Below are 18,377 nucleotides of genomic sequence, written 5' to 3' on the forward strand. Positions count from 1 at the left end.
GCGAACTCCTTCAGTCACGGCTTGCGCCGTGCCAGCTCCCTCAAAGAGGGAGCCTCTGGCAAAACCGGAAGCTTTTCCGCACTGCCAAAGGCCCCATCCCCGAGGGGGCTGGCATCGCGCAGCGATGACTGGGGGAGTTTTCCTTGCCCCCACCCCCGCCCTGCTGTATAATAAAGAAAACTCTGAAAAGGCGGTGTTTCCGTTTGCGTTTTCTGCATCTTTCTGACCTGCATCTGGGCAAGCGGGTGTGCGAGTTCTCCATGCTGGACGACCAGCGGTACATTCTGGAACAGATCCTTTCCCTGCTGGATAAAACGCCCGTGGACGGTGTGCTGCTGGCGGGCGACCTCTACGATAAGCCCGTTCCCCCTGCCGAAGCCGTGCGCCTGCTGGACTGGTTCCTCACCCAGCTGGCTGAGCGGCAGCTGCCGGTGTTCGCCATCAGCGGCAACCACGACTCCGCCGACCGCATCGCCTTCGGCTCTGCCCTGCTGCAAAACAGCCGGGTCTACGTCAGCCCGGTGTTCTCCGGTGCGCCGGTGTCCATCCCCCTCACCGACGAGTACGGCACGCTGGACGTGTACCTTCTGCCCTTCCTCAAGCCCGCCATGGTGCGGCATGTCTGGCCGGACGAGCCTGTGGAGAGCTACAACGATGCCCTTGCCTGCGTGCTGCGCCACTGCCCGCTGGACCCGGCCCACCGCAGCGTGCTGGTGGCCCACCAGTTCGCAGCCGGTGCCGCCTGCTGTGAGAGCGAGGAAGTCTCGGTGGGCGGTGTGGACAGCGTGGATGCCAGCCTGTTCGATGCCTTTGACTACGTGGCGCTGGGCCACCTGCACAGCCCCCAGAAGGTGGGCCGCGATGCCGTGCGCTATTGCGGCACCCCGCTGAAATACTCCTTTTCGGAAGCAGGCCAGCACAAGAGCGCCACCTTTGTGGAGTTCGGCCTCAAGGGCGAAGTTTCCATCACCACCGCGCCGCTTACCCCGAAGCACGACCTGCGGGAAGTGCGCGGCAGCTACATGGAGCTGACCGACCGCCGCAATTACGACGGCACTGCGGTGGACGACTACCTGCACATTACCCTGACCGATGAGCAGGACGTGCCGGACGCGCTGGCCCGCCTGCGGGTGATCTACCCCAACCTGATGCGGCTGGACTACGATAACCTCCGCACCCGGGAAGATCAGGAGATCACCGCACCGGAGCGCGCAGAGAGCATCACCCCGCTGGAGCACTTCTCGACGTTCTACCAGCTGCAGAACAATCAGCCGCTGACGGCGGAGCAGGCGGCATTCTGCCAGCAGCTCATTGAGGAGATCTGGAAGGAGGGCGAGGACGCATGAGACCGCTGAAGCTCACTCTTTCGGCCTTTGGCCCCTATGCCGCCGAGACGGTTCTGGAACTGGAAAAACTGGGAAAAGGCGGTCTGTACCTTGTCACCGGCGATACCGGCGCAGGCAAGACCACCCTGTTCGATGCCATTACATATGCGCTGTACGACCATTCCAGCGGCGGTGTGCGCGAGGGTACCATGCTGCGCTGCAAGTATGCCGACCCCAGAATACCCACCTTTGTGGAGCTGGAATTTGAGGTGAACGGCCAGCGCTATACCGTGCACCGCAACCCGGAGTATCAGCGCCCCAAAAACCGCGGCGAGGGCATGACCACCGAGAAAGCGGATGCCACCCTCACCTATTCCGATGGCCGTCCGCCGGTGACCAAAGCCAAGGATGTGACTGCCGCCGTGCAGGAGATCATCGGGCTGGACTACAGCCAGTTCTGCCAGATCGCCATGATCGCGCAGGGTCAGTTCACAAAGCTGCTCAACGCTTCCACCGAGGAGCGCAGCCGCATTTTCCGCAAGCTGTTCCGCACCCAGCGCTATGCCCGCCTGCAGGAGCGCCTGCAGGCCGAAAGCGCCGCCCTCAGCCAGCAGCGCACCACCCAGAATGCAAAGCTGGACAGTCTGCTCTCCGGCATCCGGTTTTCTCCCGACGACCCGGATGCCGATGCCCTTGCCGCACTGAACGCCCAGACCGAGCCGGAGACGGCCCTTGCCCTGCTGGAAGATCTGCTGGCCCGCCAGCAGGCCGCGCAGGAGACCGTTGCTGCTGCCCTCAAGGACACCGAAGCCAAGCTGGACGAAGTACAACGTCAGCTGGGTGCTGCCCAGCAGGCCCGACAGCTGGCCGCACAGCTGGCCACAAAGCAGGCAGAGCTTACCGCTGCCCTGCCTGTGCTGGAAGCTGCCCGTGCCGAGAGCGCCCGCCACGCAAGCGATGCCGCTCAGCTGGATGTTCTTGCCGGACAGGTGACGCAGGCACAGACGGCCCTTGCTGCCTATGACGAGCTGGATGCCCTGTGCCATCAGCAGCAGGCCGCGCGGGATGCTGCCCAGCTGGCCGCTGCCAAGGCCAAAGCGAAACGTACCCAGCTGGCCGCACTGGACACAGCGCTGGCCGCTGCTGAAAAGGAGCTGACCGCGCTGGAAGATGCTCCCACCCGGCTGCTGGCCTTGCAGAACAGGGAAAAGGAGCTGGCCCAGCGCCGCACCGCCCTTACTACCCTGAACCAGCGGCTTGCCGCCTGCCAGCAGCAGGCACAAAAGGCTCACCGTGCGCAGGATGCCTACCGCACTGCCGCCGAAGCCAAGGAGCAGGCCCATGCCCGGCGGGATGCGCTGGACAAAGCCTTTCTGGACGCACAGGCCGGACTGCTGGCGCAGGCGCTGGCCGAGGGTGAACCCTGCCCCGTGTGCGGCAGCGTCCACCACCCGGCAAAGGCCCAACTGCCCCACACAGCCCCCACGCAGGCGCAGGTGGATGCCGCCAAGCAGGAAGCCGAAAAGGCCGATGCACTGGCCCAGACTGCCAGCACTGCCGCACAGAGCGCCCTTGCCGCAGCCGACGAAGCCCGCCGCTCCCTGCGCCGGGATGCTGAGAGCCTATTGCCCGAGCGCTTCACTTCCCCGGATGGGACGGTACAGCTGACCTTCAAGGGGATGAACGCTGTCCTGACGGAAGAAGCCTGTGCCCTGCACGCAGCACAGGCCGAGTGTGTCGCCGCGCTTCGGCAGGCCGAAGCAGACTGCGCCCGCCGCACCGCATTGGAGGCCGACCGTCAGGCAAAAAGCCGCCAGCGCCCGGCACTGGAACAGGCCGCCGCTGAAGCTGACAGCACCGCCGCCGCGCAGAATGCCAGCGCCGATGCGCTGGAACAGCAGGCCGCTGCCGCTCGTGCAGCCCTGCCCTATCCGCAGCGGGCCGAGGCACAGACCGCGCTGGATGCATTGGAAGCCAGCCGCACCGCCCTGCGCACCGGCATGGAGCGGGCTCAGGCCGTCCTCAAGCGGGCGGAGCAGGCCTATGCCGCTGCCAAAGCCGCTGTGGATGCCCTGCATACCCAGCAAGCCACTGCCGAAACCGCCGGGCCTGCCCAGCCGCTGGAATTTTTACAGGCAGAACAGGCCCGCCTTGCCGCCGCCCGCACTGCCCTGCGGGAGCAGGCCCAGCAGCTGGCCGCACAGCGGCTGCCCAACCGTGCAGCCGCTGAAAAATACCGCACCGCTGCCGAAGCGCGCACTCAGCTTGAACAGCGCTGGCAGTGGGTGAGTGCCCTTGCCGCCACGGCGGGCGGCACCTTGACCAGCAAACAGAAGATCAAATTGGAAGCCTACATCCAGATGAACTACCTTGACCGCATCCTGCGCCACGCCAACACCCGCCTGATGCAGATGACCGCCGGGCAGTACGAGCTGGAGCGCATTGGGGCAGAGAACCAGCGCAGCCAGTCCGGGCTGGACCTTGGCATCATCGACCACTACAACGGCACCCGCCGCAGCGTCAAGACCCTTTCCGGCGGCGAAAGCTTCAAGGCATCGCTGGCGCTGGCACTGGGCCTTTCGGACGAAGTACAGAGCGCGGCAGGCGGCATCCGTCTGGACACGCTCTTCCTCGACGAGGGCTTCGGCAGTCTGGATGACGAATCGCTGGAACAGGCCATGCGCGTACTTGCTGGGCTGACCGAGGGCGACCGGCTGGTGGGCATCATCTCCCACGTAGGTGCCCTGAAAGACCGCATCGACCGGCAGGTGGTGGTGCGCAAAGCCCGCACCGGCGGCTCTACCGTAGAACTGATCGTGTAATGGCTGCTAACCTGGGCGGCGGCAATGCCTCTTTATAAGTTGCGTCTTTTCGGGGCATCCTATGGGCGGAGGTGATTTTCCAATGAGCTTGACGCCCTTTATCCGCCACGAGCTGGAACACCAGTCCGGCACTGCCGCCGCACCGGAAAACAGCTGCACCCGCTGCAGCCCGCCGCTAGGCAGGGAGCCGGATCCCCTGCTGCCCGGCGACCCCGCTGCCCCCGGCACACAGGTGCCGCCGCAGATCGAAACACCAGGCCAGACCCCGCACCCGGACACAAACAGCGCCCCGCAGGGTGTGCCCATGACCAACGGCACCCCGGCCACCTGTTACCAGAAGAACGCCCGGGAATTTTTGGCCGGGGATGTGCAGACCAGCGTGATGGCCCACTATGCACCCGGACTGTTCAGCACCGACCAACACACCCATTCCTGCCATCCGGCCCCGGACGAGGATGCTTCTCAGGTGCTGAGCCTTGTGGACTGGCGTGAGGATGCACCTTACGGCTAACAAAAATTTTTCAAATTATTTTTGCTCTACCTGTTGAAATCTGCGTCCGCTTCCCTTATTATGGTAGCAAACAAAGATAAAGGCAGGTTTTGCATCATGGCAGAGATCAAATATGAAGTTGTTCAGCGCATTGCAGTGCTCTCGGAGCGCCCCCGTGGCTGGGAGCGTCAGCTGAACCTCATCAGCTGGAACGACGGCGAACCCAAGTACGACATCCGCGACTGGTCCCCGGACGGCACCCGCATGGGCAAGGGCATTTCCCTGAGCCACGACGAAATGGCCATCCTCAAGGGCCTTCTGGACGATCTGGAGCTGTAAGCATGGGCGGCCGCGAAGAGTTTTTGCAGATCTGGCAGCAGCACATCACCCGCCCCGGCAGCGAAAAACTGCTGGACTGGCTGGACCATAAGACCGATTTCTTTACGGCACCGGCCTCCACCCGGTTCCACGGTGCGTGTGAGGGCGGGCTGTGTATGCACAGCCTGAACGTCTACCATGCGCTGCACGACACCTTTTTTGCCGAGGGCGACAGCGAGGAGACCTTTGCCATCTGTGCACTGCTGCACGATCTGTGCAAGGCCAACTACTACAAGCCCGGCACCCGCAACGTGAAAAACGAAGCGACTGGCCAGTGGGAAAAGGTGCCCAGCTACAGCGTGGAAGATCTGTTCCCCTACGGCCACGGCGAAAAGAGCGTATTCCTCATCGAGCGGTTCATGAAGCTGCACATCGAGGAAGCCGTTGCCATCCGCTGGCACATGGGCGGCTTTGACGATGCGGCCCGGGGCGGCTGCTTTGCCATCTCGGAAGCCTACGACAAGTATCCCCTTGCCGTCAAGCTGCACATCGCTGATCTGGAAGCCACCTATCTGATGGAGCACCGCACCAGCGCTGTGCGCTGAAAAAACAAAAATACCCGGACAGGCACAGCAGTGCGACACTGCAGCCTGTCCGGGCTTTGTTTTGTTTAATTTTTGCGCTCGGCCTTGTTCTGGTACATTTTTTCATCTGCCTGACGGATGGCCTCGGTGAGCGGATGCACACCGCACACACCGCCAACACTGGCCGAAAGCTCCAGCTCCGGGTAGCCTTCCACTCTGGCATTGGCCGCAGCCTCCCGCACGCGCTGTATCACATGTTCCCCGGGCCGGATGTGCGGCACCAGCAGCAGGAATTCATCGCCGCCATAGCGCACCAGCACATCGGTCTGGCGCAGGTTGCTCAGGATGGACTGTGCCACGCTCTGCAGGGCCTTATCGCCCACCAGATGGCCGAACCGGTCGTTGACCTCCTTGAAGTGATCCACGTCGATCATCACTACGCCTTCCACCTGTTCGCTCTCCGCAAGGAAGCACTCGAAGTACTGGCGGGAGTATGCCCCGGTCAGCGAATCCACAAAGGCGCTGCGGTCAAAGTTGGAGCCGCGGTCCAGCAGCATCCGGCGGCCGCCCATATCCAGCCAGCGTCCGTCCGAAAGCTTGGACACCATTTCCAGCACGCAGCCGCGTCCGCCCACTTCCACATACTTTGCCATGACAAAATAAGCCTGCTCGTCCTTGAACTCGATCTTGTTCAGGGATTCCTTGCGGGCAAGGGCCTTACTGGAAATGCAGTTTTCGCACCGGCCCGATTTGTTCCACACCATGTGGCAGGTGCCGGGCATTTCGGTCAGCCGGCCATCCTTGCCCAGGCTCAGCACCTTGGTGCTTTCCGGGTCCACCAGACGCACAATGTCAAAAATGCCCTTCAGGCATTCCAGCAGTGCTTCCGGCTGGTCGCTGTTCACATTGCCCAGCATCAGCTCCTGCAGGCGGGCATGGTCATCTGTGATCTGGCCCACCACGCTTACGCAGTGGCGCACACCGGCGCGGCTCCACATGGTGTGCATCACCAGCCGGTGCAGCCGGTATTCCTGATCCACCGCGATCAGCACCGGGAATGCGGCATCCGGCTCTTCCGGCGTTGCGGCTGCAATGGCATCCAGCAGCTTGCGGCGGTCCTTGCCGGAGAGGAATGTCAGGCCCATGCCCTTATCAAAGTCCAGCTTCTGGGTTCGGTTGACCGGGTCCTCGTAGCGGTTCACCACGGTCACGCTGCCGCTGAGGATATCGTAATCGAACTGGATACCGCCGCGCTGCTCGGCATAAAAAGCGGTGCGCTCCCGTTCCAGATCCAGCAGGCGCTGGGCACGATCCTCACGGGGCAGAGCTTCGCGGTGCAGGATCTCCTCCGAAAGGCGGCGGGTCTCGTGGCGGAAACCGCGGTCATACTCCGAGCGCTGCAGCTCTGTGCGCAGCAGCTCCGAGGATTCTTTCAGGCACTCCATCAGCAGCGGATTGAAGCTGCCGCACTCGCCGTGCAGGATCATGTCAACGGCCTTTTCGTGGCTGTATGCCTGCTTATAGCAGCGCTCGCTGGTCAGTGCGTCGTACACATCGGCCAGTGCCACCACCTGTGCTGCAATGGGGATCTCGTCGCCCTTGAGCCTGTCCGGGTAGCCGCCGCCGTCCCACCGCTCGTGATGCCAGCGGCAGATGGCGTGTGCCACCTTTACCAGCGGTTCGTCCTGCCCGATGGCAAGCCCCTTCAGGATCCTGGAGCCCTCGGTGGTGTGGGTCTTGATGGTAGCGTACTCTTCCTCGGTCAGGCGGCCGGGCTTGTTCAGGATTTCTTCCGGGATCATGATTTTGCCGATATCGTGCAGCGCCGACGCTGTGCTGATCAGCGAGATATCACTCTCATCCAGCTGGTAACGGTCAGTCTTCTGCACCAGCTGATGCAGGAGCAGGTCGGTCAGGGTGCGGATGTGCAGCACATGCTGGCCGCTCTCGCTGTTGCGGAACTCCACCACATGGCTCAGAATGTTGATCATCAGCACACTGTTGTGCTCTTTTTCGTACACCTGATCGGTCACAAGGCGGGTAAGGCGCTTCTGCTTTGCGTAAAGCATGAGCGCATTCTTCACCCGGCGCAGCACCATGACCCGCTCGAACGGGCGGCGGATGTAATCGGCCACGCCCATATCATAGGCGCGCTCGACGCTTCGGGTGTCCTCTGCCGCGCTGATCACAATGACCGGGATTTCCTCCTGCCATGCATAGCACTGCATCACCCGCAGCACATCAAAGCCGTCCATTTCCGGCATGATCAGGTCCAGCAGCACCAGCGCGATATCGGTGCGTCTGCGCAGAATTTCGATCGCGCGCAGGCCGTTCTCGGCTTCCAGATATTCGTAGCCCTCACCCAAAATCTCCTTGAGCATGGCGCGGTTGATCTCCGAGTCATCCACGATCAGTATTTTCTGTTTTGGTTCCATCTTAACCGCTCCTCGCTCCTGTACTTCCGGCCGCAGGGTCTTCCGTTTCCTACCGGACCACAAAAAAGCTGCTGCAACAGCTTTGCGCTTTGCAGCAGCTTTTCATTTCACTCATATCTGCTTTTTGCAGATCATCCAGCTTTCTGTCATGCGCCCATCATATCGTCGAACCAGTTCATCAGCTCCACCGAGAGGTGCTCCAATCTGGTCTGGGGCTTCCAGTCCGGCTGAGCAGGCTGCGGAGTCTCCGGCCCGGGCTGTGGAGGCTGTTCGGCCTCCGGCTCCGGCCGCGGACTCTGCGCTGCCGATGGTTCCGGCTGTGGGGACGTATGTGCCGCAACCGGCACAGGCCGCACAGCTTCGGCATGGCGGGCCAGCTCCTGACGCAGCTGCTCTGCATGAGCGCCCGCGCACTCAGCCTCCTGCCGCGCCTGCTCACAGGCCGCTTCCAGCTGGGCATTTTCCTGCCGCAGCGCGGCCATCTGCCGTTCACAGGCAAACAGACGGGTCTGATAGCGCAAAATTTCCGCACTGGCCGCTGCCAGCTTTCGGTTCATCTGCTCCAGCTGGGCACACACCGCCTTGGGCGGCTCTGCCGGAGCCTTTGCCGCGGCAGACTGGGCACAGCGCTGCCGCGAACCATTGTTCTGCTGCCTGCCCTGCGCCATGGTGTCCCTCCGATCCATCCGATACGCCTGATCTGCTTATGACGGCCAGCTTTTTATCTGCGCTTGTTCAGCATGGCCATCAGCTGGTCGTAATAGCCATTATCGCTGTTGTCCTCTTCCACGGGCTTTGCAGCAGTGGGTGCCGGTGCAGCGCCGCCTGCGGCAGAAGCTGCCGGGCTTGCAGTCTCGCTGCTGAACACAGCAGACGGAGTGGACTGTGCGCCGCCCATTGCATTGCTGATGCTGCTGCGCAGGTCGCTTGCGCTCTTGTTGTCAAAACCGGTAGCAACCACAGTCACACGCATCTCGTCCGAGAGGTTCTCGTCGAATGCAGTACCCCAGATGATGTTTGCATCGGGATGTGCGCTCTGGGTAATGAGACCTGCTGCGGTCTCCACATCCTCCAGACCGATGTCCGGGCTGGAAGTGATGTTGATGATCACGCCGTGTGCACCGGCAATGCTGGTCTCCAGCAGCGGAGAAGAAATAGCAGCCTTTGCGGCGTTCTCGGCCTTGCCTGCGCCCTTGGCACTGCCCACGCCCATGTGTGCGTAGCCGGCATCCTTCATGATGGAGCGCACGTCGGCAAAGTCCAGGTTGATGAAGGCGGGCACATTGATCAGAGCGGAAATGGACTCAACGCCCTGACGCAGCACGTTATCGGCTGCCTGGAAGGCATTCATCAGGGTGATCTTTTCCTGACTGATCATCTTCAAGCGCTCATTGGGAATGACGATCAGACTGTCCACATGCATGAGCAGGTTTGCAATGCCCTGCTCTGCCAGGCCCATCTTGCGCTTGCCCTCAAAGGAGAAGGGCTTGGTGACGATGCCAACGGTCAGAATGCCCAGATCATGGGCGACCTCGGCCACAACGGGTGCTGCACCGGTGCCGGTGCCGCCGCCCATGCCGGCAGTGATAAACACCATCTGGGAACCCTTGAGCGCATTTGCGATCTCGTCCTTGCTCTCTTCAGCGGCGCGCTGGCCGATCTCGGGGTCTGCACCGGCACCGCGGCCCTTGGTCAGCTTGGAACCCAGCTGCACCTTGGTGGCAGCGTGGTTCTTGGCCAGAGCCTGCTGATCGGTGTTCATTGCGATAAATTCGACGCCCTGCAGGCCGTCGCTGACCATGCGGTTGACAGCGTTGCCGCCGCCGCCGCCCACGCCGATCACCTTGATCGTCGTAACATTTTCGTCCATTTCTTCATCGAGCATGAGTGCCATAACTTTGTCCTCCATCGGATTTTATCGTAAAACTGCGCATAGCGCACAGAAATTATCTGCTTACACTTATATAACTGTATCGTATCATCTTTTTGCCCTGAATGCAAGTCAATTTTGCTTTTTTGAAGGTGTTTTTTTCTCGCTGGCGCTTTCCCGCGGCATTTCCCGCTCAATTTGGGCACCAAGTTCCGCCAGCATCTGTGCAAAACCGGCATATCCGCGGTCGATATAACCGGTTTCGGTAATGCGGCTCCGTCCCCTTGCCGCCAGCGCGGCCACCACCAGTGCCGCGCCTCCGCGCAGGTCCGCAGCCCGTGCACACGCGCCCTGCAGCTGCCGCACCGGTCGGATGTCCAGTGTGCGTCCCTGCACCTGCACAGCGGCCCCAAAAGCCGCAAAACCCTCTGCACAGCCGAATCTCCGCTCAAACACCACGTCCTCGATGCTGCTGGCGCTGTCGGCGGCAAGCATGGCAGCGGCAAGCAGCGGCGCTGCGTCCGTTGCCAGTGCCGGGTATACCCCGGTGAACACTCTGCCCGCGCCGTGCAGCGCGCCCAGCCGGGTAATGACCGCACTTTCCGGCCCTGTTTCTACCCTGCAGCCCATTTGTGCCAGAATTTCCAGCAGCGGTGCATAGGTCTCCGGCCTGCAGCCGGTCAGTTCCACCCGGCCTCCTGCCGCCGCGCAGGCACAGGCAAGGGTGGATGCCACGATGCGGTCGGCCATGGGCGCAAAGCTGCAGCTATACAGCATTCGTCTGCCCTGCACCCGGATGGTGCTGGTGCCCGCGCCCTGCACACAGCCGCCGCACCGGTTCAGGAATGCTGCCAGATCGCTGATCTCCGGTTCTCGCGCGGCCCCGCGCAGGACCGTCTCGCCCTGCGCCGCAGCTGCTGCCAGGAGCAGTGTCTCGGTAGCGCCCACGCTGGGAAACCCAAGTGTGATGTCCGCACCGTACAGCCCGGCAGGCGCTGTCAGGATCAGCCTTGCCCCCTCCTCCCGGCAGTGCACGCCCATCTGCGCAAGGCCGGAAAGGTGCAGGTCCACCGGCCTTGCACCAATGCGGCACCCGCCGGGCAGCACCGTTTCCACCCGGCCAAGCCGCGCCAGAAGCGGTGCGCAGAACAAAATGGATGCCCGCATCCGCGCGGCGGCTTCCGGCACAAGGCGGCAGGTGGAAGGCACGCCCTGCACCGTGATGTCGCTGCCCTGCCAGCGGGCCGTGCAGCCCGCACCCTGCAAAAGCTCCACGCTGGTGTCCACATCCGCAAGATGCGGCACCTGCAGAAAACGCACCGTGCCATTGCACAAAAGGGCCGCTGCCAGCAGCGGCAGCACGCTGTTTTTGGCTGCCGGGATGTGCACTGTGCCGTTCAGCGGCATGCCGCCTGTGATGATAAGATCTCCGCCCATGCAAAAAGCCCCCGTTCCGCAAAAGATACCTCATGCTATGCGGCGCGAAGGCTTTTTGTTTATTTTGTCTGCAGTTGTGCCATTTGTTTGTCCGGTCATTTGTAGCTGAACCGGCAGAGGATGCTGTCGTTTTATGGCAGGGAACGCCCGGTTTTATGTCTCCCCGCGGGACACCGACAGCACGATGCCCATTTCGCCCAGCAGCATCATCAGACTGGTGCCGCCGGAGGAAAAAAACGGCAGGCTGATGCCGGTATTGGGGATGGTGTTGGTGACTACCGCCATATTCAGCACTGCCTGCAGGGCCACCTGGACCACAAAGCCCACTACCAGCAGCGCACCGAACCGATCCGGTGCATGCGCCGCCAGCGTGATGCCTCGCCACAGCAGCAGTGCAAACAGCAGGATCACCGCGCAGGCTCCCACAAAGCCAAGCTCCTCGCACAGGATGGAAAAGATGAAGTCGTTCTGCGGTTCGGGCACGAACAGGTGCTTCTGGCGGCTGCTGCCAAGGCCAAGGCCCGCCGCGCCCCCGGAGCCGATGGCATACAGGCTCTGGATGGTCTGGTGGCCGTCGCCCAGCGGATCGGCAAAGGGATCCAGCCATGAGCTGAGACGGCTGGCCGCGTAGGGCACAAGGTCCGGCATAATGATGATGGCAGCTCCAATGGCCGCTGCACCGCCCGCCCCGGCCAGCACGAACCACTTGAGGCCGGTGCCGCCCACGAACATGAGCACCGCGCCGATGCCCAAAATGAGCACTGTGCCGGAGAGGTGCGGTTCCAGCAGCATGAGCACCGCCACCGCTCCCAGCACCAGTGCAAAGGGCAGCACCCCCACCGCAAAGCTGCCCATGCGGTCGTGGTTGAGTGCAATGATATGCGCAAACACCAGCACCACCGCAAATTTGGCGATCTCACTGGGCTGCAGTGTACCCAGGCCCGGCAGCACCAGCCAGCGCTTGCAGCCGTTGTACTCCGGCATGAACAGCACCGCCGTCAGCAACACCATTGAAAGCGCCAGCAGCGGCCATGCCAGCTTGTGGTAAATATGGTAGTCCACCCGGCTTGCCACCCACATGGCCCCGATGCCCAGCGCAGCATACAGCAGCTGCGGCCGCAGGTAGGCAAAAGCATCGCCCCGCCGGTACAGCGCCACTGCACTGCTGGCACTGCCCAGCATTACAAGGCCAAAGCCCACCAGCGTGAGCACCAGCATCAGAAACGGCAGGTCCATGGCCGGCAGATGCCGCAGCGGCAGACCGCGCTTTGCATGGGCAGCAGCTTTGTGCATCCGTATCACCTCCGTTCCTTTATTGTACGCGGCGGCGGTGTCGGTTAGTCATATCCCCGGCACACCGGCGCATACACTTGCCCAGAGAAGGAGGTGCCTGCCATGCCAAAACCGGAGCCGCGCCCCTTGCGCACCCTGCCGGAACGGGCATTCCGTGCCCGGGCACGGCTGGTGGCCGCGTTGATGTGCTGCGTCTGCTTTGCGGGGCTGGCCGCGCGGCTGGCGTATCTGCAGCTGTTTGCGGGCGGCTGGTATACGAACCGCGCCCTCGGCCAGCAATTGCGCGATACTGTGGTGCCTGCCGACCGGGGCCGTATCTACAGCGCCGACGGTGTACTGCTTGCCGCCAACAGCAGCTGCTGGACATTGCGGGCCTCCCCGCGCGAGATGCCGGAGGAAAAGCTCAGCCTTGCCGCGCAGGGCCTTGCGGAAATATTGGAGCTGGACGAAGCGAAGCTGCTGGAAAAATTCAGTGACCGCACCTCCAACGACTGCCTTTTGCGCTACCGCGTGGAGCGCGACACCGCCGACCGCGTGCGGGATTTTTGTGAAGCGAACGGCATCACCGGCATCCGCATCAATCAGGACTCCAAGCGCTGGTACCCGGAGGGGGAATTTCTGGCCAGCGTGCTGGGCTTTACCAATGTAGACAACGCCGGTGTGAACGGGCTGGAGCTGAAATATAACGATGTGCTCACCGGGCAGAATGGTGTGGTGCTCACCGCCGTCAACGCTTGGGGCTACACACTGGAGCAGAGCTACGAGACCGAAAAAGTGCCCTTGGAAGGCAGCGGCCTGCGGCTGACTGTCGATACCAACATCCAGCATTACCTTGAAAATGCGCTGGATTATGCGGTCAAGGAGCATCATGTGGCGGCGCGCGCCGTGGGCATCGTGATGGACGTGAACACCGGGGCCGTGCTGGCCATGTCCACCACGCCCGCCTACGACCCGAACCAGCCGCGCGTGGTCTACGATGCAGCCGCCCGCAAGGCTGTGGATGCCCTTACCGGCAGCGAGCGCGCTGCCGCCCTGCAGCTGGCCCAGCAGACCCAGTGGCGCAACAAGGCTGTCAGCGACCTGTACGAGCCGGGCAGCGTGTTCAAGCTTATCACCTGCGCCGCCGCGCTGGATGCCGGGGTTGTGAGCAAAAACTCCACCTTTTACTGCGGCGAGTCCATCTCGGTGGCGGGCACACGGTTTCACTGCGCCAACCACAAGCGCCACGGCAGCCAGACCGTGACCCAGGCGCTGGAAAATTCCTGCAACCAGAGCTTTATCCAGATCGGCGCGCGGCTGGGCAAGGAAGCCTTCTGCGATTACTTTGCCGCTTTCGGCCTGCGGGAGCCAACCAGGGTCGATCTGCCCGCCGAACCCAAAAAGAGCCTGTACTACACCGCCGACCGCATGGGGCCGGTGGAGCTGGCCTCCTGCGCCTTCGGCCAGAGCAGCAAGATCTCCTATATGGAAATGGCCGCAGCCGTGTGCGCTGTGGTGAACGGCGGCAGGCTGATGCAGCCTTATCTTGTCAGCGATATCCTGAACCCGGACGGCAGCATTCTGCAGCACACAGAGCCGGTGTGCAGGCGGCAGGTGATCAAACCGGAAACTTCTGAAACCATGCGTGAGATGATGGAAGCCGTTGTGCTCTACGGCGGCGGGCGCAATGCCCGCATCCAAGGCTACCGGGTGGGCGGCAAGAGCGGCACCAGCCAGAAGCTGGACAGCGCCGACGAAAAAGCCCGTATTGCCAGCTTTGTGGCCGTGGCTCCCATCGACGACCCGCAGTTTTTGTGTCTGGTGTGCTTGGACGAACCCCACAGCTGGACGACTGCCGGCGGCAGCCTTTCAGCCCCGGTGTGCGCCGAGGTGCTGGAACAGACGCTGGTGTACAAGGGCGTGCCCCGCGCTGTGGAACCGGAAACCGATCCCGATCCCGCCCAGACCGCTGCCGACCTGCCCGCCGACGGTGACAGCTTTGACGGGGCGTAAGCAAAAAACGGCCCCGGAAAGGTCTTCCGACTTTCCCGGGGCTGCAATGTTTTTTGTTTAATTCTGCTGCGGCTGCTCGCGGAAAACGATCTCGCCGGTCTCGCTGTTCATGGACTCCACAATGGCAAGGCTCTCCAGCTGGATGCCCTTGCTGCGGATCAGCTCGCCGCCCTGCTGGAAGCCCTTTTCCACGGCAATGCCGATGCCCTCCACTGTGGCACCGGCCTCCTGGGCCAGATCCAGCAGGCCCATCAGGGCGCAGCCGTTGGCAAGGAAATCGTCAATGATCAGCACATGATCCTCTGCCGTGAGGAACTTTTTGGAGACGATCACATTGTAGATCTTTTTGTGGGTGAAGGACTGGATCTTGGTCTCGTAGTTGTTGTAGTCCAGATTGATGCTCATGGACTTTTTGGCAAATACCACCGGCACGTTGAACTCGCTGGCCACGATGGCTGCAATGCCAATGCCGCTGGCCTCGATGGTGAGCACCTTGTTGATGGGCTTGCCTGCAAACAGGCGCTTCCACTCCTTTGCCATCTCCCGGAACAGCGGAATGTCCATCTGGTGGTTGATAAAGCTATCCACCTTGAGCACATTGCCCTCGCGTACGATACCATCTTTGCGAATACGATCTTCCAGCATCTTCATAGTGCAGCAGTTCCTCCAACCTGATTTTTTCCATGCCCATGCGTTTGCAGCGCATATTTCTCTTTTTATTTCACCTAGTATACCGGATGCTCTTTCCTTTGGCAATAGGTTTTCTTGATAAATTTATAGGTTTTCCGCTCTTGTACTTTTTACAGATTCGAGTATACTGTAGTTAATATAAGGTGTGTCCGGCATCTGTGCGCCGGCGCACAGGAGGGGAGAGCATATATGAAAACGGGTCTTGTGCTGGAAGGCGGTGCCATGCGCGGCATGTTTACCGCCGGTGTTCTGGATGTATTGATGGAACATGGCATCGTGCTGGATGGTGCCATTGGCGTTTCGGCCGGTGCGGTGTTCGGCTGCAACTACAAGTCCCATCAGATCGGCCGTGTGATCCGCTACAACACCCAGTATTGCAACGATAAGCGCTACGCAAGCTTTGGCAACCTGCTGCGCACTGGCAACCTGTACAGTGAGCAGTTCTGCTACCACACCGTTCCGGAAAAGCTGGACGTGTTCGACGCAAAGACATTTGCAGAGAACCCCATGGACTTTTTTGTGGTGTGCACCGATGTGCGTACCGGCGACCCCATCTATCACAAGTGCCGCACCGGCGATGCCGAGGATATCCAGTGGATGCAGGCATCCGCTTCCATGCCGCTGGCGGCCAAGATCGTAAAGATCGGCCATTATCAGCTGCTGGACGGCGGCATTGCCGATTCCATCCCCGTGCGGTTCTTCGAGTCCATCGGCTACAAACGCAACCTCATTGTGCTGACCCAGCCCAAGGGCTTTGTGAAAAAGAAGAACAAGATGCTGCCCGCCATCCGGGCACGCTACCTGCGCTACCCCGCTTTCGTGGAAGCCGTTGCCGACCGTCACGAGCGCTACAACGAAACGCTGGATCACATTGCCATGCTGGAGCAGACCGGCAAGGCGTTCGTCATCCGCCCGCCCATCCCGCTGGAGATTGGCTCCATGGAGCGCGATCCGGTCCAGCTGCGCCGCGTCTACGAGACCGGCCGTGCCGTTGCCGAAATTCAGGTGGATAAGATCGCCGCCTTTGTGAACGAATCCAAAGCTGCAGCGGAAGAGTAACGGCGGCACAAACAGATATCCTGCATGTGCATAGCCCCCACGGGGAAGCAGCTCTTTTGATCGAAGCGCAGGTGCGCAGCCAAAAGGTCTACATGTGATGTTTTCGCGGCATCACAAAAATGTTAACGTCAACAAAATCATGGTATAGCAGCAGCCCCGGTGAACCTGACGGTCCATCGGGGCTGTTTTTGCGCCGTCTTCAACGACATCGCCGCAGCTGTTCGAATCCACCCGCCCGATGAGTTTAGCCTTATCGCAAAACAAAAACCTCAGCGTACTTGCATACGTTGAGGTTTTTTGGTGGGCGCGGGTGGATATCGCGAGCCGCGCTGCTAAAAACAGCCCACTGGGCTGTTTTTGCGCCGTCTTCAGCGCCGTCGCCGCAGCTGTTCGAATCCACCCGCCCGATAAGTTTAGCCTTGTCGCAAAACAAAAACCTCAGCGTACTGGCATACGTTGAGGTTTTTTGGTGGGCGCGGGAGGATTCGAACCACCGAAGCTGAAAGCAGCAGATTTACAGTCTGTCCCCATTGGCCACTCGGGAACACGCCCATATTCAGTTTTGCAGTCCATGGATTGCCTGTATATATTACCACCCGGATGGTAGTTTGTCAACATCTTTTGCGGAATTTTTGGATCTTTGTGTCGAAAGCAAAAACACAAAAGCAAAAGCCGCCCAGAAATCAACGTTCCTGAGCGGCTTTTTGGAGCTGGTGACAGGAGTTGAACCTGCAACCCACTGATTACAAATCAGTTGCGCTGCCATTGCGCCACACCAGCATGGATCAAGCGGTCTTTTGATAGAATACCAAAAAACGCGCGGCTTGTCAATATCTTCTTGGCGCGCAAAAAAACAACCCATTCCCCAAACAGTATACTATACCGTTTAACAAATGAGGTGCCATTGCCATCAGTTCATGCTTTCGTCTGCTTTTAGCATTCTTTTCTGTTGCATCACGTTTTGATACCCGTAATTTTCAACGCAATACATCGATAATAAAATCGAACCATTCGATTCTATTATCATAAAAACCCCACAGGAACCGCGGACGGCTCCTGTGGGGTTCAAAGTCTGTTGTATTCTTTTTTGAGCAGCGGGCTGCTTCAGCGGGCAAGGGCCTGCTGGATCTTTGCAAAATCCTCCAGTGTGAGGGCTTCCGGGCGGATGCGGGCATCAAAACCGGCGGCTTCAATGGCGGCTGTCACCGCGTCCTTGGACATCCCCAGACCGCTGGCAATGGCGTTTGCAGCCGTTTTGCGGCGCTGTCCGAAGGCGGCACGCACCAGCGCAAAATAGCCTTCTTCGTCCTCCACCTGCACAGCGGGCTGCGGACGGATCTCCATGCGCACCACGGCGCTGGTCACCTTGGGGGCCGGGTAAAAACTGCCGGGCGCAGCGGTGAACATCATTTTGGAGGTGGCATAGTAGCTCACCGCGCAGCTGATGGCGCTGGATGCACGGGTGCCGGGCGCAGCAGCCAGACGGTCGGCAGCTTCCTTCTGTACCATGACGGTCAGGCTTTCAATGGGCAGGCGGTCGCCCAGCAGCTTCATGACAATGGGACTGGTGATGTAGTAGGGCAGGTTGGCGCACACAGCCACCGGCATACCGGGGAACTCTTCCGCAATAAGAGCCTTCAGGTCAACTTTCAGTACATCCTGTAATACCAGTTTAAAATTGTCCACTCCGGCCATCGTTTCGGCCAGCAGCGGCGGCAGGCGTTCGTCCACTTCAATGGACACCACCTTGGCGGCGCGCTTTGCCAGTTCCCGAGTCAGCACACCGATGCCGGGGCCGATCTCAATGACACCATAGCGCTTATCCACGCCGCTGGCATCCACGATCTTGGGCGGCAGACCCGGGTTGATGATAAAGTTCTGTCCAAAACCCTTGGAGAGTGCAAAATCGTATTTTTCACACAGGGCGCGGATCACCGAGAGGTCGGTCAGTTCGGGCATAGATTCCATCCTTTTTCATAGTACGATTTGAATGCCCTCCGCGTCGCTTTGGGCATATTCAGCGGAAATATTATTATAATATGGCAACCCAGCCAGACCTGCG

At 60.8% G+C, this 18,377-nt stretch carries 14 protein-coding genes and 2 tRNA genes; 7 read left to right on the top strand and 9 right to left on the bottom strand.

Going from position 1 to position 18,377, the window contains the following annotated elements:
• Positions 1–203: 203 nt before the first annotated feature.
• The 5 genes from DWV57_RS09275 to DWV57_RS09295 all read left to right on the top strand — a co-directional run bounded on the left by DWV57_RS09275 (position 204) and on the right by DWV57_RS09295 (position 5,560).
• On the top strand, positions 204–1,346 hold the full coding sequence (locus tag DWV57_RS09275) for an exonuclease SbcCD subunit D (protein WP_120020604.1): 1,143 nt from the start codon (positions 204–206) through the stop codon (positions 1,344–1,346).
• On the top strand, positions 1,343–4,147 hold the full coding sequence (locus DWV57_RS09280; protein ID WP_120020605.1) for an SMC family ATPase: 2,805 nt from the start codon (positions 1,343–1,345) through the stop codon (positions 4,145–4,147). The genes DWV57_RS09275 and DWV57_RS09280 overlap by 4 nt, the downstream gene beginning before the upstream one ends.
• Before the next feature lie 82 nt (positions 4,148–4,229).
• Positions 4,230–4,658 carry a hypothetical protein gene (locus tag DWV57_RS09285; RefSeq protein WP_243112332.1) on the top strand — a complete coding sequence of 143 codons (429 nt, stop codon included), beginning with the start codon at positions 4,230–4,232 and terminating at the stop codon, positions 4,656–4,658.
• Positions 4,659–4,754: 96 nt separating this feature from the next.
• Positions 4,755–4,976, top strand: a complete 222-nt coding sequence (locus DWV57_RS09290; protein ID WP_044954026.1) for a PC4/YdbC family ssDNA-binding protein — start codon at positions 4,755–4,757, stop codon at positions 4,974–4,976.
• Positions 4,977–4,978: 2 nt separating this feature from the next.
• Entirely contained in the window at positions 4,979–5,560 is a 582-nt protein-coding gene (locus DWV57_RS09295; protein WP_097776530.1) for a hydrolase, read from the top strand.
• A gap of 65 nt (positions 5,561–5,625) precedes the next feature.
• Here the strand turns inward: DWV57_RS09295 and DWV57_RS09300 are convergent, their stop codons facing one another.
• The 5 genes from DWV57_RS09300 to DWV57_RS09320 all read right to left on the bottom strand — a co-directional run bounded on the left by DWV57_RS09300 (position 5,626) and on the right by DWV57_RS09320 (position 12,574).
• Positions 5,626–7,974: a diguanylate cyclase gene (locus DWV57_RS09300; protein ID WP_120020607.1), complete on the bottom strand. Its 2,349-nt coding sequence runs from the start codon at positions 7,972–7,974 to the stop codon at positions 5,626–5,628.
• Between the two features lie 146 nt (positions 7,975–8,120).
• Positions 8,121–8,660: a hypothetical protein gene (locus DWV57_RS09305; RefSeq protein ID WP_243112333.1), complete on the bottom strand. Its 540-nt coding sequence runs from the start codon at positions 8,658–8,660 to the stop codon at positions 8,121–8,123.
• Between the two features lie 35 nt (positions 8,661–8,695).
• Positions 8,696–9,868 carry a cell division protein FtsZ gene (gene ftsZ / locus DWV57_RS09310; RefSeq protein WP_097776527.1) on the bottom strand — a complete coding sequence of 391 codons (1,173 nt, stop codon included), beginning with the start codon at positions 9,866–9,868 and terminating at the stop codon, positions 8,696–8,698.
• 108 nt (positions 9,869–9,976) lie between these two features.
• Complete coding sequence (locus DWV57_RS09315; protein ID WP_120020609.1) at positions 9,977–11,281, bottom strand: UDP-N-acetylglucosamine 1-carboxyvinyltransferase; 1,305 nt, start codon at positions 11,279–11,281, stop codon at positions 9,977–9,979.
• 153 nt (positions 11,282–11,434) lie between these two features.
• Complete coding sequence (locus DWV57_RS09320; RefSeq protein WP_097776525.1) at positions 11,435–12,574, bottom strand: putative peptidoglycan glycosyltransferase FtsW; 1,140 nt, start codon at positions 12,572–12,574, stop codon at positions 11,435–11,437.
• Positions 12,575–12,676: 102 nt separating this feature from the next.
• On the opposite strand from DWV57_RS09320, the gene DWV57_RS09325 reads away from it, so the two are divergent.
• Positions 12,677–14,566, top strand: coding sequence for a penicillin-binding transpeptidase domain-containing protein (locus tag DWV57_RS09325; protein WP_120020610.1), 1,890 nt, complete (start codon positions 12,677–12,679; stop codon positions 14,564–14,566).
• Between the two features lie 57 nt (positions 14,567–14,623).
• Here the strand turns inward: DWV57_RS09325 and DWV57_RS09330 are convergent, their stop codons facing one another.
• Complete coding sequence (locus DWV57_RS09330) at positions 14,624–15,217, bottom strand: xanthine phosphoribosyltransferase (protein ID WP_120020611.1); 594 nt, start codon at positions 15,215–15,217, stop codon at positions 14,624–14,626.
• Positions 15,218–15,445: 228 nt separating this feature from the next.
• Between DWV57_RS09330 and DWV57_RS09335 the strand changes: the two genes are divergently transcribed.
• On the top strand, positions 15,446–16,315 hold the full coding sequence (locus DWV57_RS09335; protein WP_120020612.1) for a patatin family protein: 870 nt from the start codon (positions 15,446–15,448) through the stop codon (positions 16,313–16,315).
• A 467-nt stretch (positions 16,316–16,782) separates the two neighbouring features.
• On the opposite strand, the gene DWV57_RS09345 is transcribed toward DWV57_RS09335, so the two are convergent.
• The 3 genes from DWV57_RS09345 to rsmA form a co-directional block, all read right to left on the bottom strand.
• A tRNA-Tyr gene (locus DWV57_RS09345) sits at positions 16,783–16,867 on the bottom strand.
• A gap of 153 nt (positions 16,868–17,020) precedes the next feature.
• A tRNA-Thr gene (locus tag DWV57_RS09350) sits at positions 17,021–17,095 on the bottom strand.
• A gap of 324 nt (positions 17,096–17,419) precedes the next feature.
• The gene (gene rsmA, locus DWV57_RS09355; protein WP_097775225.1) at positions 17,420–18,274 is read right to left on the bottom strand and encodes a 16S rRNA (adenine(1518)-N(6)/adenine(1519)-N(6))-dimethyltransferase RsmA; all 855 of its coding nucleotides are present in this window, start codon (positions 18,272–18,274) and stop codon (positions 17,420–17,422) included.
• Positions 18,275–18,377 lie beyond the last annotated feature (103 nt).

The organism is Faecalibacterium sp. AF10-46 (assembly GCF_003604105.1).
In the GTDB taxonomy this organism is placed as follows: Bacteria; Bacillota; Clostridia; order Oscillospirales; family Ruminococcaceae; genus Faecalibacterium; species Faecalibacterium taiwanense.